At 55.8% G+C, this 15,116-nt stretch carries 11 protein-coding genes; 8 read left to right on the forward strand and 3 right to left on the reverse strand.

The features are described 5' to 3' along the window. Nucleotides 1-46: 46 nt before the first annotated feature. Together P1U45_RS09465 and P1U45_RS09470 are read right to left on the reverse strand one after the other, a co-directional pair. Entirely contained in the window at nt 47-1,921 is a 1,875-nt protein-coding gene (locus P1U45_RS09465; RefSeq protein ID WP_301058842.1) for a DUF885 family protein, read from the reverse strand. 139 nt (nt 1,922-2,060) lie between these two features. Continuing rightward, entirely contained in the window at nt 2,061-3,914 is a 1,854-nt protein-coding gene (locus P1U45_RS09470; RefSeq protein ID WP_301058843.1) for a DUF885 family protein, read from the reverse strand. Nucleotides 3,915-4,049: 135 nt separating this feature from the next. Here P1U45_RS09470 and P1U45_RS09475 point away from each other — a divergent pair, with 135 nt between their 5' ends. From P1U45_RS09475 to P1U45_RS09510, 8 genes are all read left to right on the forward strand, one after another. Beyond that, complete coding sequence (locus P1U45_RS09475) at nt 4,050-5,021, forward strand: D-2-hydroxyacid dehydrogenase (RefSeq protein WP_301058844.1); 972 nt, start codon at nt 4,050-4,052, stop codon at nt 5,019-5,021. Between the two features lie 140 nt (nt 5,022-5,161). Continuing rightward, nucleotides 5,162-5,425 carry a flagellar biosynthesis protein FliQ gene (fliQ, locus tag P1U45_RS09480; protein WP_022694696.1) on the forward strand — a complete coding sequence of 88 codons (264 nt, stop codon included), beginning with the start codon at nt 5,162-5,164 and terminating at the stop codon, nt 5,423-5,425. 7 nt (nt 5,426-5,432) lie between these two features. Continuing rightward, nucleotides 5,433-6,188: a flagellar biosynthetic protein FliR gene (gene fliR, locus P1U45_RS09485; RefSeq protein ID WP_022694697.1), complete on the forward strand. Its 756-nt coding sequence runs from the start codon at nt 5,433-5,435 to the stop codon at nt 6,186-6,188. Further along, nucleotides 6,188-7,246 (forward strand): flagellar biosynthesis protein FlhB, encoded by a 1,059-nt coding sequence (gene flhB / locus P1U45_RS09490; protein ID WP_293609876.1) that lies wholly within the window; start codon nt 6,188-6,190, stop codon nt 7,244-7,246. The genes fliR and flhB overlap by 1 nt, the downstream gene beginning before the upstream one ends. A gap of 81 nt (nt 7,247-7,327) precedes the next feature. Further along, entirely contained in the window at nt 7,328-9,898 is a 2,571-nt protein-coding gene (locus P1U45_RS09495) for an ATP-binding protein (RefSeq protein WP_301058845.1), read from the forward strand. Between the two features lie 161 nt (nt 9,899-10,059). Then, on the forward strand, nt 10,060-11,139 hold the full coding sequence (gene recA / locus P1U45_RS09500; protein WP_293609878.1) for a recombinase RecA: 1,080 nt from the start codon (nt 10,060-10,062) through the stop codon (nt 11,137-11,139). A gap of 110 nt (nt 11,140-11,249) precedes the next feature. Then, entirely contained in the window at nt 11,250-13,901 is a 2,652-nt protein-coding gene (gene alaS / locus P1U45_RS09505) for an alanine--tRNA ligase (protein ID WP_301058846.1), read from the forward strand. Further along, complete coding sequence (locus P1U45_RS09510) at nt 13,898-14,398, forward strand: GNAT family N-acetyltransferase (protein ID WP_301058847.1); 501 nt, start codon at nt 13,898-13,900, stop codon at nt 14,396-14,398. The genes alaS and P1U45_RS09510 overlap by 4 nt, the downstream gene beginning before the upstream one ends. On the opposite strand, the gene lipB is transcribed toward P1U45_RS09510, so the two are convergent. Next, on the reverse strand, nt 14,395-15,081 hold the full coding sequence (lipB, locus tag P1U45_RS09515) for a lipoyl(octanoyl) transferase LipB (protein ID WP_301059291.1): 687 nt from the start codon (nt 15,079-15,081) through the stop codon (nt 14,395-14,397). The two genes, P1U45_RS09510 and lipB, sit on opposite strands and share 4 nt — an antisense overlap. Between the last annotated feature and the right edge of the window lie 35 nt (nt 15,082-15,116).

The raw sequence follows: 15,116 nt of genomic DNA on the forward strand, positions 1-15,116 counted from the left end.
AGGGCGATCACTGATCGCCCTTCTTCATACTCACGTTCTACTAAAACTAGCTCGCCTGAACGCTGGCTATCCAGTTGTCGACGCGCTGTTCAAGCAGGTTGAGCGGAAGTCCGCCGCCGCCGAGAACCGCATCGTGGAAGCCACGAATGTCAAAGTCGTCACCCAGAACTTCTTCTGCGTTTGCGCGAAGGTCCTGAATGAAGATCATACCGATTTTATAGCCTGTTGCCTGACCAGGATCGGCAATATAGCGCTCGACTTCTGAAAGTGCCTGCGCATCCGTGATTGCAGAGTTCTCCTGGAAGTAGGCAACAGCCTCTTCGCGGGTCCAGCCCTTCACGTGGAGGCCTGTGTCTACAACGAGACGGATCGCGCGCCAGATTTCAGACCCGAGGCGGCCGAACTGCGAGAGCGGGTCCTGATATGTGCCCGGGATTTCCTGCGCGAAATGCTCTGTGTAGAGCGCCCAGCCTTCAACATATGCGCCGTAGAATTGCTGTGTGCGGAACTGCGGGATGCCCGTGAGCTCTTGTGCGATAGCAATCTGCATGTGGTGGCCCGGAAGTGCCTCATGATACGCGATCACTTCCAACTCACGCTTTGGCATCGCTGTCATGTCAGACAGGTGTGCGTAGTAAACGCCCGGGCGGGAGCCGTCTGGTGTGCTCGGGTAGTAGTGCTGAGCTGCGCCATCGCGCTCACGGAAGGCTTCCACGCGGCGAACTTCCAGCTCGGCTTGCGGCAGAAGACCGAAATACTCCGGCAGTTGGGATTCGATGTTTTCGACATAGTATGTCGCCGCATCAATATAGCCCTGACGACCTTCATCCGTGTTCGGGAAGTACAGGCGCTCGTCGTCTTTGTTTTCACGCAGGAAGACGAAGAATTCCTGTAGCGTGCCTTCGAAGCCGAAGTCGCGCATGACGGAAACCATCTCACCGCGAAGGCGTGCGACTTCCTCAAGGCCCAATTCGTGGATTTCGTCAGCCGTCATGTCAGTGGTGGTGTAGTAACCGAGGCGCTGCTGGTAATACGCTTCGCCATCAGGCAGTTCGGACACGCCAAATGCTTCTTCGGTATTGGCGACGTCAGTTTCCAGAAAATTGATCATGTTGTTGTAGGCACTGAGGAAACTGCCGGTGAGGGCGGCTTCAACGTCTGCAACGAGCTCTTCACCACGTTCTTCTGTGATCGTGCCGGCCTCTACCAGCGCTGCAATCTTGCCTTTCGCGTCTGCGAAGATCGCAGAGTCCTCGCCTTCGGTGAACGGTGCGCCAGTCACAATATTCTGTGATTGTTCAGCCGCTGCACGATAGGCGAAAGCTGGTGGGCGAATACCCATCTGCGCTGCGTCTTCAGCCTGAGAAACGAGGCTGTTCAACATCGTCGCAAAGCCGTCGAGACGCGAAATATAGGCCAGCATGTCTTCTTCAGAAGAAACACCGTGGAAGTTGATCATGAACTGGGCTGGATAAGTTTGCCAGCCGCTTTGCGTGAAGATGTAGCTGTGATGGCGCCACTGCCAGTTCTCTTCAGCCTGCTCGAGAATGAACTCATAGAGATCCCATGACATCTTCGCTTCTGCGTCGAGCAGGTCATAGTCGAAGTTTTCCTGCATTTCAGCGGTTGTGGCGCGTCGCCATTCAAGCTGCTCAAGCTGCGCTTCCGGAGAGACATCGTCGATCTCGTCATAGCGTTCTTTGCGGCCGAGCGTGGTCAGCGTCATCGGGCTGAGCATCAGCTCTTCTTCGTACTTTTCGTCGAACCATGCATTCAGGCGTGCCGTTTCCGCGGCAACCTGTTCGGCTGTCGGTGTCGCAGCTGCGGGTGTTGACGTTTCTGTTTGTGTGCCAGTGGTTTCGGTTTGGCCACACGCGCCGAGCGCCAGCACAGCGGCTGTCGCCAGAAGAAGGTTTTTCATCGTCGGTTTCACTTTCGTGCGTTGAAGAATTGGGCGCATCTTAACCGGAATGCAGACATGCGAAAGCTCAAATTTATCAAATAACGATAAATTTGGGCTTTGAGCTATTTTCGATCAGATGTGTCGGGTGTTTCAGCGCTTAGCTGTTTTGGACATCCTCAATCCAGTTGTTGACGCGGACTTCCAGAAGATCGAGCGGAAGCGAGCCGCCACCAAGAATGGTGTCGTGGAATCCGCGAATGTCGAAGTCATCGCCGAGAACCTCTTCTGCGTGAGCGCGAAGCTCCAGAATACGGATCATGCCGATTTTATAGCTCGTCGCCTGTCCCGGGCCCACAATGTAGCGCTCAGTTTCGGACGCAGCCTGCGCCTCGGTAATCGCAGAGTTTTCGAGGAAGTAGGCAATTGAGTCTTCGCGGGTCCAGCCTTTGGTGTGGAGGCCAGTGTCTACGACGAGGCGGATTGCGCGCCAGATTTCAGTGCCCAGGCGGCCAAATTGCGAAAGCGGGTCCTGATATGTCCCGGGCATTTCGTTCGCCAGAAGCTCGGAATAGAGCGCCCATCCTTCAGTGTATGCGCTGTTGGATTGGCGCGTCCGGAATTGCGGAATACCTGTCAGTTCCTGCGCAATTGAGCGCTGCATATGGTGACCGGGAATAGCCTCGTGATAGGCCACGACTTCCAGCTCTCGCAGAGGCAGGGCGGACATATCCAGTAGGTGGGCGTAATAAACGCCCGGACGTGACCCGTCCGGTGTGCCTGTCACATAGTGCTGGGCAGCGCCTGCGCGCTCGCGGAAGGATTCAACGCGGCGAACCACGACATCAGCTTGCGGCAGAATGCCGAAATAGTCCGGCAGTTGTTCACGGATGTTGTTGATCTGGCGTGTCGCTTCGTCAATGTAAGCCTGACGGCCTTCATCAGTGTTCGGCAGGAAAAGTTCAGGATCATCCGTGTTCACGCGCAGATAGTCGAAGAATTCCTGCAGGCTGCCATCAAAACCGACTTCTTCTTTGATGAGTTCCATCTCGCCGCGCAGGCGCTCTACTTCGGCCAGGCCGATTTCGTGGATCTCGTCCGCTGTCAGGTCTGTCGTCGTGTAGCTGGCGAGCCTGTAATTATAATATGCCTCGCCATTCGGCAGCTCAGACACGCCGAAGGATTCTTCGGTGTTTTCCATATCTGTTTCAAGCCAGCTGATCAGCTCGTTATAGCTGTCCAGGAAAGGGCCGGTGAGAGCAGCGACGGCTTCGGCTTCGAGTCCTTCAGCGCGGGCTTCATCAATTTCGCCGGACTCAACGAGAGCTGCGATCTTGGTTTTCACGTCCGCATAGATTGGTGAATCTTCGCCGTCGGTGAATGGTGCGCCGCGAACTATATTCTGCGCTGTTTCCAGCGCGCCGCGATAGGCAAAGCCCGGTGCACGAATGCCCATCTCTGCGGACGTCTGCGCGCGCGCAAGGCGTACATCCAGCGCATTCGCAAAGCCTTCAATCCGGGAGATATAAGCTTCCATATCAGCGTCGGAATTGACGTTGTGGAAGTTGATCAGGAAGCGAGCCGGATAAGTGTGCCAGCCGCCTTGTGTGAAGGCGTATCCATAGTTGCGCCATTCCCAGCCAAGTTCTGCGCGTTCAAGACGTGCTTCCCAGAGGCGGTAAGAGAACTGCGCTTCTTCATCCAGCTCGTCGAAGTCAAACGTCTCGCGCATTTCTGCAGTCGTTTCACGCAGCCATTCCAGCCCTTCAAGCTGGAAGGCTTCTGTATTGTCGTCGACTTCGTCATAGCGTTCGTGACGGCCAAGTTGTGTAAGCGTTTGCGGGCTGCGCAGAAGCTGCTCTTCGTATTTCTCGTCAAACCACGCGTTAAGCTGCTCGGTCTGGGAAACGGTCTGCTCTGTCGCTGCTGCTTCTGTGTTTGCTACCGGTGTCTCTGTTGGCCCACACGCCTGAAGCGCCAGCAGTGCTGCTGACGCAAGAAGAATATTTCGCATAAAACTCGCCCAATTTTTTCGATATATCTGATTTAGCGCAACATACCTGTTTGTGTCGGCGGCGGAAGTCGAAAAGCTGAAAAGTGCGAGAACTAATTGAATTTGCATGTTTTCCGGAAGGGGGCATGATGGGGCATGATTAATTGCCTTATCCATGACCATGTGTGCCGCCGCCGGACAGCAGAACTCTCCGCTTTTGCTGATAAAATCCGGTTTGTTCTTCTCGCTGATGACGGTGTTTTTCGCGACTCGCAAACCGGCGAAGTCCTGACTGATCCGGAGATTGATATCGCTTTTGGCAATGGCGATGTCTGGTTTGGCCCGCAAGCGCGGCTTTTCTTCAAAACACTTTTGAGCACGCCAAAGCTGGACTGGTTCCAGTCTTCGGCGGCGGGCGTGGATAATCCGGGGCTGCAAAAACTGCGCGCTGCGGCGAACCGGTACACGACCAATCACACCCAATCTGAATCTATGTCTGAATGGGTGCTCTGGCAGGCGCTCGACTGGCTGAAGCGAGGCCCCGAGCATCGCGCCAACGCGGCTGAAGGTGTCTGGAAACCGCTTGACCAGAAAGACATTCATGGTTCGCGCTGGTTGATCGTCGGGTATGGCTCGATCGGTACGTCGGTTGGGACGCGTGTCCGGGCGTTAGGTGGCCATGTCACCGGGCTTCGTCGCGCGGTTTCTCCAAGTGAAGGCGCAGACGTCATCCTTCCGCTTTCATCGCTGGAAGAGGAGGTCGCGAAAGCTGATATCGTCCTGCTCAGCCTGCCGCATACACCGTCGACTGAAGATATTGCGGGCGAGGATTTCTTCGCCTCGATGAAGCCGGATGCGCTGTTCATGAATATCGGGCGAGGAAAGCTGGTGGATGAGGGCGCGCTTATTGCTGCGCTAGACGCTGGGCGGCCGAGCCATGCGGTGCTTGATGTGACACGTGAGGAGCCGCTACCGGCAGACCATCCGCTCTGGACGCATCCGAAGGTCACGATCACGCCGCATGATAGCCCGCAAACGCATGCGACGTTGCTGCGCGCGGATGAGACCTTCCTCGCAAATCTGGCGCGATATGTGGCTGGTGAGCCTTTGGAGCACGAGCTGGATTGAGTCGAGCGACTAGCGACTGCGAATTCCACAAAGATTAACCGTGAACCCGGCAATAATTGCCGGTTTGCCGCAAATCTTAAGCGCTTTATTAACCTTTTATTCGGATTGGTTAACCGTACACGAATACGGAGTAACCTTTCATGACAGGCCTTGAAGTGCTCGACATCGGACGCGATGCTCTCTGGACGACAGTTATGATGGCTGCGCCTGCCATGATCATCGGTCTGCTTGTCGGTGTCAGCATCGCGCTTGTTCAGGCGCTGACGCAGGTGCAGGAAATGACTCTCGTTTTCGTTCCGAAAATCGTTGCCATCTTTATCGCGCTGCTGATCTTCCTGCCGCTTATGGGGGGCATGATTGCCGCCTTCGCGCAGGATACGTTTGCGCGAATAGCCAGTATGTAGGCGGTATTTGGAGCCGCTCCTTCCATATGTCTGGTCAGGTGGGCTTCTATTTGCCCGCATAGGATCGGTGCTGATGCTCGCTCCCGGCTGGGGCGAGCAATCGATTCCTGTACGCTTTCGTCTCTCCGCGGCTCTGCTCGCGGTTTTTGCGCTTGCGCCGGGTCTGATGTCTGATCTGCCGTTACAGCCTGCTGATTTCGGGCAGGGTATTTTCCTCGTCATCGGCGAAGTTTTGATCGGGCTGATGCTGGGCGCGGCTGCGCGTATGTTCATGGCGGCAGCGTCTGTGGCAGGGCAGGTGACTGCGATGCATACCGGCCTTGGCTTTGCTATGCAGCTCGACCCGATGCAGCAGGCGCAGGGCAACGTGTTGTCTGCGTTCTTCTCACTGATTGCTGTCGTGCTTGTGCTGTCTGCCGGTGTTCACCGCTGGATGCTTCAGGGCGCTGTCGATAGTTACATTCTGTTCCCTGTGGGTCAGTATCCGAACATGGCTGACGTGGCCGAGTATGGCACGCGTGCTTTTGTCGAAGCCTTCCGTCTTGGCTTGCAGATTGCCGCGCCAGCTATCGCGTTTGGTCTCATCTTCAATCTGGCACTTGGCCTTGCCGCGCGCCTCATCCCGCAAATCCAGATTTTCTTCATAGCTCTGCCGAGCTCAATCATGATTGGCCTTGTGGTCGTGATGATCGGCATGGGCGCTGGCTTCATGACCTGGCTGAATGGTTTTGACCGGTTCCTCATGACAGGGGGAGGTGGCTGATGGCTGAAGAACAAGACCAGTCGCAGAAGACCGAAGAACCTACCCAGAAACGGTTAGACGACGCCCGAAAGAAAGGTGATGCCGTCCGCAGTCAGGACGTGCCGATCTGGTTCATGATGATGGGGATTGCGCTGCTGATCGCTGCGTCCGGACCAATCCTGCGCATGATCGCGCGACCGCTGGTGAGCCTGATCGACCATCCGCACGCATTCCGCCTTGAGCAAGGCGGTGCGATGCAACTGACCGGAGCGTTGATCTGGGCGCTCGCGCCTGCGGCGGCAATTGTGTTTGGTATCCTAACTTTGACGGCGCTTGGCGGTCACCTCATCCAAAACCGTCCTGCATGGACGGCTGAAAAGATGAAGCCGAAACTGTCCAAGCTGAACCCGGTGGAAGGCCTGAAGCGCATGTTCGGCCCGCAGGGCTGGATGAACCTTGCCAAAGCGCTGATGAAGCTCGTCGCGATTGCGGCGGCGCTCATGTATGCGGTCTGGCCAGAGCGGTCATTCGTGGAGCGTGCTGGCGCGATGGAGATCGCAGTCCTCGCCGGTGTTCTGCAGGACATTGCATCCCGTCTTCTTCTGGCGGCTCTGGTCGTTGTCGGGCTGATTGCTGCCATTGATTACATCTTCCAGAAGCAGCAGTTCGACAAGAAGATGAAAATGTCCCGTCAGGAAATCAAAGACGAGCATAAACAGTCCGAAGGTGACCCGCAGGTCAAAGCCAAAATTCGACAGCTGCGTATGGAAAAATCACGTGGTCGCATGATGGCCGCCGTACCGGACGCGACTGTGATCATCACCAACCCGACACACTATTCGATTGCGCTGCGCTATGACGATGAGACGCCTGCGCCGATCTGTGTCGCCAAGGGTGTGGACGATCTGGCGCTGCGCATTCGTGAAGTGGCGGCAGAGAACAATATTCCGCTCGTGGAAAACCCTCCACTCGCCCGCGCGCTCTACGCACGCATGGAAGTGGATGAGACGATCCCGCGCGAACATTATGAGGCTGTGGCCAAGATCATCAGCTTCGTCATGAAGACCAAGAAAACCTGAGGATGGTGAGCCCGATGACGCTCTACTTGAAGGGAGCCGAATCGTGACACTTTTGACTGGATATGAAGTGAGTATCCCGAAATGACTGATACCGTCGACGTGAATACAGATACAAAAACCGCGAGCGACCAGAACAGTGAGGCCACACCGAAGTCGGGCGGCCTTGATCTGTTTCAGGGTGTTTTCTGGTTATCCTTGCTGGTGGCCGTCGTCGCGGCCTGCGTGGCGATCATCATCCCGGATGCGGTCGGCCAGACAGGTCCGGTGCTTCTGATTGCGCTGGCCTCCGGTGGCATGGTTTTCTTGGTGTGGGTGCTTCGCGGTGCAGGCAAAAAACTGGGCCTCTTCCCGTCGCGCGGCGCGACCGAGGCTGCAGCGTCGGTGAAGAAGCAGCCATATTCATGGATCAGCGCGCTCGATGAGGCGATTGTCATCACCGAAAAGGGCGGCGGGGCTGTAATTGCGAACGACCATTACCGGCAGGTGATGAAAGACGTCGGCGTTGCGACAGAAGTTGAGCGCGTTCTCACGGTAGATCGCCTTCTTGGTGCTAACCCGGGCCTTAGTGCCCCGATCTACCGTTTGTCTCGTGCAGCTAAAGCTGGCGAAACCCGTCATGAAGTGCTGCCAGCGATTGCAATCGGCTCAGAGAGTATTCCGGTTCAGTTTGAGGCGACTGTGTCTCCTCTGGATGGCGAGCGTACGCTCTGGCGTTTGCGTCGGCTGAACAGCATGAATGAAGCGCTTGGCGCTGCCGATGCGCGTGGTCTCTTTATCGAGGATGCGCCGCTCGGTTTCTATGTCGCGCGTGCAAACGGCCAGATCACTTATATGAATAGCTGGCTTCGTAACTTCCTCGGTTTGCCGGATGATCTGGGCGATCTGAAAGTCGAAGACGTGCTTCGTCCTGAATCCACCAAAATGTTCCGTCGTGACAAGAAGACGAACCATCCGATCTGGCTCGATCTTCATTTCCGCGCACGTGATGGCGTCGAAACGTTGATGAACACGGCGACGACCTGGAGCGGCAAAGGCGCCGATGCGGTGTCTCGCACGCTCGTTATGGTTCCGGCCTCTGCCAAGACCAGCGCTCAGGAACGCCTCACGGCTGCATCATCATCCCGTCCTCCGCGCGAGGGGCAGGACCCGATGTTCGATGATGCACCATTCGGTGTGGCACGCCTTGAAGGTGATAGCGTCTCTCAGGCCTGTGTGATTGACGCCAACTCTGCTTTGGTCGAGCTGACAGAGGGCGCAGCCGTACCAGGTGGGCGATTTGCTGACCTGTTTGCCGTCGAAGAGGGCGGCGATGACATCTCCAAACAATTGCTTGCAGCCGTTGATAGTGCTGTTCCGCTAACGCTGAAAGGCGCGGGCGGCAGCTCTGTGAATGTTTATATTCTGCTGGATTCCATCGGCCGTCCGTCGATCGCTTACCTCGTCGATACGACTGAGCAATCTCAGCTGAAGAACCGCTTGGTGCATTCTGAGAAGATGCAGGCTGTTGGTACACTTGCTGGCGGCGTGGCTCACGACTTCAACAACATGCTCACTGCAGTCATGGGCTACACAGATAACCTGCTCGCGCGTCACCCTGTCGGGGACCCGAGCTTTGATGACCTTCAGCAGATTTCAGAGCTGTCACAGCGCTCCGCCGAGCTTGTAAAGATGCTGCTCGCTTTCTCTCGTCAGCAGACGCTGAAGCGAGAAATGCTCAACGTCTCGAACGTTCTCAACGAGCTGAACTACCTCATTCGTCCTTTGCTGGACGAGCGTGTGAATCTCAGCCTGCGTCATGGCCGCGATCTTCCGATGATCCGTGCAGATAAAGGCCAGCTTGAGAATGCGATCATCAACCTTGCTGTGAATGCGCGCGATGCCATGCTTGAAAATGGTGGCGGTGTTCTTACGATCTCGACCAGCCGTGTGACGGAAGAACATGGTCACGACAAGGGCTTCGATTACGTCGCCGAAGGGGATTACCTCTGCATCGAGATCGCCGATAACGGCACGGGTATTCCGCCTGAAGTGATGGAGAACATTTTCGAACCGTTCTACACCACGAAGAAAGAGGGTAAAGGCACCGGCCTTGGTCTCTCTACCGTTTACGGCATCGTCAAACAGTCCGACGGCTATATCTGCCCGACAAGTAAAGTGGGCGAAGGAACGAGCTTCTTTATCTATCTGCCTGCGCTCTCTGCGGAAGATGTGGAAAAAGAAATTGGCGCGCAGGAGCAGCCAGAGCAGACGCAAGCTGAAAAAGCTCCACGCGACCTTGCTGGCCGTGGCCTGATCATGCTGGTGGAAGACGAAGATGGCGTGCGCAATATTGCTGTCTCGACGCTTCAAGCACGCGGATACGAGGTGATCTCGGCGGCTGACGGTGAAGAGGCGCTCGAGATGATTATCGAGCATCAGGGGCAGATCGACCTGTTAATCTCGGATGTCATCCTGCCGGGCATTGATGGGCCTAGCCTGCTTAAACAGGCGAAGGAATATCTGGGCAATGCGCGGGTCATGTTTATCTCCGGTTATTCCGAAGGTGACCTCACACGTACACTGGACGAAGAACGCGCTGTGTCCTTCCTGCCGAAGCCGTTCCGCATGGCGAAACTGGCGGAACGCGTGAAGGAAGAGCTCGAAGCCGCTTAATATAGTTGGTTCCGTGAGTGAGAGCCCCCAGATATGGTGGGCTCTCATTTTTATTTGTTTCCTATTTGTTCTCGTGGAACAAATGTGGTACAAAAATCTCCATAATAACTCTGAGCGGTCTTTCTGCGGAAAAGAGACTCGGTTACTAAGGAGACAAATTAATGGCACAAGCGGCACTTCGGCTCGTGGAAGGTAACGGCGTGGATAAGCAGAAAGCACTCCAGACAGCGCTCACTCAGATTGAGCGTAACTTTGGTAAAGGCTCGGTCATGCGACTGGGCGACAATCAGTCAATGGATATTGAGGCTGTATCCACCGGATCGCTCGGTCTGGATATTGCCCTCGGTATTGGTGGTCTGCCTAAGGGCCGTATCATCGAGGTCTATGGCCCGGAGAGTTCCGGTAAGACGACACTTGCTTTGCATGTGGTAGCGGAAGCTCAGAAGAACGGTGGTGTGTGTGCGTTTGTGGACGCCGAACACGCCCTTGATCCGCAATATGCGGGTAAGCTTGGTGTTGACCTGGACGATCTTCTGGTCTCCCAGCCTGACACAGGTGAGCAGGCGCTCGAGATCGCTGATACGCTGGTACGTTCCGGTGCGATTGACGTTCTCGTCATCGACTCCGTTGCGGCGCTGACGCCGCGTGCCGAGCTTGAAGGTGAGATGGGCGATTCTTTGCCAGGTCTTCAGGCGCGTCTGATGAGCCAGGCGCTGCGTAAACTGACCGGCTCAATCTCCAAGTCTCATTGTATGGTGATCTTCATCAACCAGATCCGTATGAAGATTGGCGTAATGTTCGGTAGCCCTGAAACAACATCCGGCGGTAACGCGCTTAAATTCTATGCGTCTGTTCGTCTGGATATCCGTCGCATTGGCTCGATCAAAGACCGCGATGAAGTCGTTGGTAACCAGACGCGCGTGAAGGTCGTGAAGAACAAGGTTGCGCCTCCGTTCAGGCAGGTCGACTTCGACATCATTTATGGCGAGGGTATCTCGAAAATGGGCGAGCTTCTCGATCTCGGTGTGAAAGCCGATATCGTTGAGAAGTCCGGATCATGGTTCTCCTATGGCGGTGATCGTCTGGGGCAGGGCCGTGAGAATTCCAAGCGCTTCCTTCGGGAAAACCCTGCAGTTGCCCATGAGATTGAAGACAAGATTCGCGCTCAAGCGGGCCTTATCGATGATATGATGCTGTCAGGCGAAGAAGATGATAGCGACGATAGCGCAGTTAACGAATAAGCTTCTCTGATCTCGCGGTTGGCGAAACCCGCGCATATCTGTATATCCGAACCAAATGCTGCACCCGCTTGTCGGGTGCAGTGTGCATTTGACCACTCAGGACGGTATTTATGACGAGCGTTTCGGATATTCGATCAGGTTTTCTTTCCTTCTTCGAGAAGAATGGACACGCGGTTCGTCCGTCCGCACCTCTGGTGCCGGACAACGACCCGACACTCCTGTTTGTGAATGCGGGCATGGTGCCGTTCAAGAACATCTTTACGGGTGTTCAAAAACCATTCGCGCCGCGCGCTGCGACGTCTCAAAAGTGTGTCCGTGCCGGTGGTAAGCACAACGACCTCGACAATGTCGGTTACACCGCGCGTCACCACACATTCTTTGAAATGCTGGGTAACTTCTCTTTCGGCGATTACTTCAAAGAGCAGGCGATCAAATATGCCTGGGACGTCGTAACTGGAGAGTTCGGCCTCCCGAAGGACAAGCTCCTCGTCACAATCTATGCAGAAGACGACGAAGCCCACGCCCTCTGGAAGAAGATTGCGGGCCTGCCGGACGATAAGATCATTCGTATCGCAACGTCTGATAACTTCTGGTCCATGGGCGACAGCGGTCCTTGCGGACCGTGTTCGGAAATCTTCTATGACCATGGCGATCACATCTGGGGCGGCCCTCCGGGGTCACCGGAAGAAGACGGCGACCGCTTTATCGAGATCTGGAACCTCGTCTTTATGCAGTTCAATCAGCATGGTGACGGCACACGTGAAAATCTGCCAACTCCAAGCATTGATACGGGCATGGGCCTAGAGCGTATTTCAACCATCCTTCAGGGGGTTCACAACAACTATGATATCGACCTGTTCAAGTCGCTGATCGCGGCTGAGGAAGAGGTCTATAAGCGTAAGGCAACCGGTGATGAGCTCGCGTCATTTCGCGTGATTGCTGACCATTTACGATCATCTGCTTTCCTGCTCGCAGACGGCGTCCTGCCGTCTAACGAAGGTCGTGGCTATGTTCTGCGCCGGATCATGCGCCGCGCGATGCGGCATTCGCATATTCTGGGAGCGCAGGAACCTAAAATGCACGAGCTGACCGGTGCGCTGCTGAACGAGATGGGCGAAGCCTATCCGGAGCTCATGCGTGCTGAAGCGTTGATCCGCAATCAGCTTGAGCAGGAAGAAGGCCGCTTCCAGCGAACACTGGGCCGTGGTCTTGCTCTGCTCGACGATGCAACAACCGGCATGAATGAAGGCGACTCGCTTCCGGGTGAAACGGCCTTCAAACTCTACGACACTTACGGCTTCCCGCTCGACCTGACGCAGGACGTTCTGCGCGGTCGTGGCCTCAAAGTTGATTCAGACGGCTTTGAAGATGCGATGGCGAACCAGCGCGCGACAGGCAAAGCCAACTGGAAGGGCTCCGGCGATGCTGGCAGCCTTGAAGTTTGGGCAGAACTTGCTGACCGCCTCGGTCCAACACGCTTTACCGGCTATGACGCAGCCGAGGGAGAAGGTGAACTGCTCGCTATCGTCAAAGACGGGGAAACGGTCGACAGCACGTCTGAAGGCGCTTTCGAACTCGTATTTGATGAAACACCATTCTACGCAGAATCCGGTGGTCAGTCTGGTGACCATGGTGTCGTCAAATTCAAATCCGGGCCCGACTTCACAGTGACTGATGTTCAAAAGCGCGGCGGCGGACTGCATGTTCTCGTCGGCGAGCTGAAATCAGGCGAGGTCTCCGTCGGTGACCGTGCAGTTCAGGCGATCGATAAAGAACGTCGGGCAGCTATCCGTGCAAATCACTCCGCAACGCACCTTCTGCATGCCGCGCTTCGCAATGTGCTGGGTACGCACGTGACGCAAAAAGGCTCTCTTGTAGAAGCCGACCGCCTGCGCTTCGACTTCTCCCACGGTCAGCCTCTGTCTCGCGAGGAGCTTAAGGCTGTCGAGGATGAAGTGAATGCTGTCATCAGGCAGAACTCGGCTGTTTCCACGGCAGAGAAATCTCCGGAACAGGCGATCAAAGATGGTGCGCTTGCGCTCTTTGGTGAGAAATATGGAGATGTCGTTCGCGTTCTCACTATGGGTGAGGCGCTGAGTGAACCAAAGCATTACTCCATGGAGTTCTGCGGTGGAACGCACGTGGCGCGAACTGGCGACATCGCTTTGTTCACGGTTCTGTCTGAGAGCGGCGTTTCTGCGGGCGTTCGCCGAATCGAGGCGACAACTGCGAAAGCCGCATTCGAGCATCTCCGTGGACAGGTGGAGCTTGGGCAGGCTGCTGCAGATAAACTTAAAGCGCCTTTGACCGAACTCGTGACGCGCGTCACAGCGCTTCAGGACCAGCGTAAAGAGCTTGAGCGTGATCTTTCCGAAGCCAAGCGTCAGCTCGCAATGGCGGGTCCGTCCAGCGGTCCTGCGCAAGGCCCTGAAGAGATCAATGGTATCAAGTTGATGGCTCGCGTTCTGGAAGGCGTTCCGGCAAAAGACCTTCGCGCGCTCATCGATGAAGCCAAGCAGAGCCTTGGTTCAGGTGTTGCGGTCTTCATTGCAGTGAATGACGGCAAAGCGGCGGTAGCCACGGGCGTGACCTCAGATGTCCTTGAGAAGATTTCGGCAGTTGATCTGGTTCGTGTAGCTGCGGGCGCCGTCGGCGGTAAAGGCGGCGGCGGCCGTCCTGATATGGCGCAGGCTGGTGGTCCTGACGGTGACAAAGCCGATGCTGCTCTGGAAGCCGTTCGTGAGACACTCAAAGCCTTATGATTATCCGGCCTTTTAAGGCGGGCGATTTCGACGCGGTTTATAAAATTAATGCCGCGTCGACGCCGGGCGTAAGTGAAGAAACACCAGACGATCTTAAAACGATTGTAGGGCTGGGAACTTGTCTCATTGCCGAAGGTGATGACGGCCAGGTCCTTGGGTTTCTGAACCTCGTCCCGCCGGGCACTAAGGCGTATAAGAGCCCCAATCTTCGCTGGTTTGAGACGTGGCTGGAGGATAATCCAGTAAAGCTCAATTATGTTGATCGTATTGCTCTTGCGCCCGAGACGCGTGGGCAGGGCGTCGGGCCTCAGCTTTACAAGGCCGCTTTCGAACATTCCGACGGCTGTGATGCGATTGGCTGTGAAGTGAACACTGCACCGGATAATCCGGGTTCTCACCTTTTTCATCAGCGGCTTGGATTCGCCGAAGTAGGTAGGCAGGCTTTCTCGCCGGAAAAGGCTGTTGCGTATTACGTGTTGAACATGCTGAACGCTTAAAGCGGTGCTTTTCCCGGCTCTAACGGGCCGAACTGGGTTTCAAAAGCGGCACGCATAGCGATATCTGCATCATCCATGCTGACCGGATAGCCAAGATCCACAAGGCTGGTCACACCAAAGCGCGGGTCACTCACACCGCACGGCGTAATGCCGCCAAAATGGGTGAGGTCCGGTTCTACATTGAAGCTCAGCCCGTGCATGCTCACCCACTTTTTCAGACGAATGCCCAGAGCTGCGATTTTATCCTCGCGCAGGTCACCGCCTGGTTGAGTACGGTCCACCCAGACACCAATACGATCACCGTCACGAGCCTCGCCGCGAATATTGAAGCCCGCCAGCGTATCGATCACCACGCGCTCCAGAGCGCAGACGAACGCGCGTACATCACGCTCGCGTTCGCGCAGGTCCAGCATCACGTAAGCAATGCGCTGTCCCGGCCCATGATAGGTGAACTGGCCGCCGCGCCCTGATTCGAAAACAGGGAAGCGATTCGGGTCCAGAAGGTCGCCCATCTGCGCGCTCGTGCCTGCGGTATAGACTGGAGGGTGCTGCAGAAACCAGATCAGTTCGCGCGCTTCACCGGCGACAATCTTCGCGACACGCTCTTCCATCGCCGTTACGGCGTCTGCGTACGGGACGAGCTCTTCGGAAACAGCCCATTCGATAGGTAAATTTTTCCGCATAGGCACGGCGGTATTAACTCCTTAATTACCCTGTC

The organism is Ponticaulis sp., assembly GCF_029210165.1.
GTDB lineage: Bacteria > Pseudomonadota > Alphaproteobacteria > Caulobacterales > Hyphomonadaceae > Ponticaulis.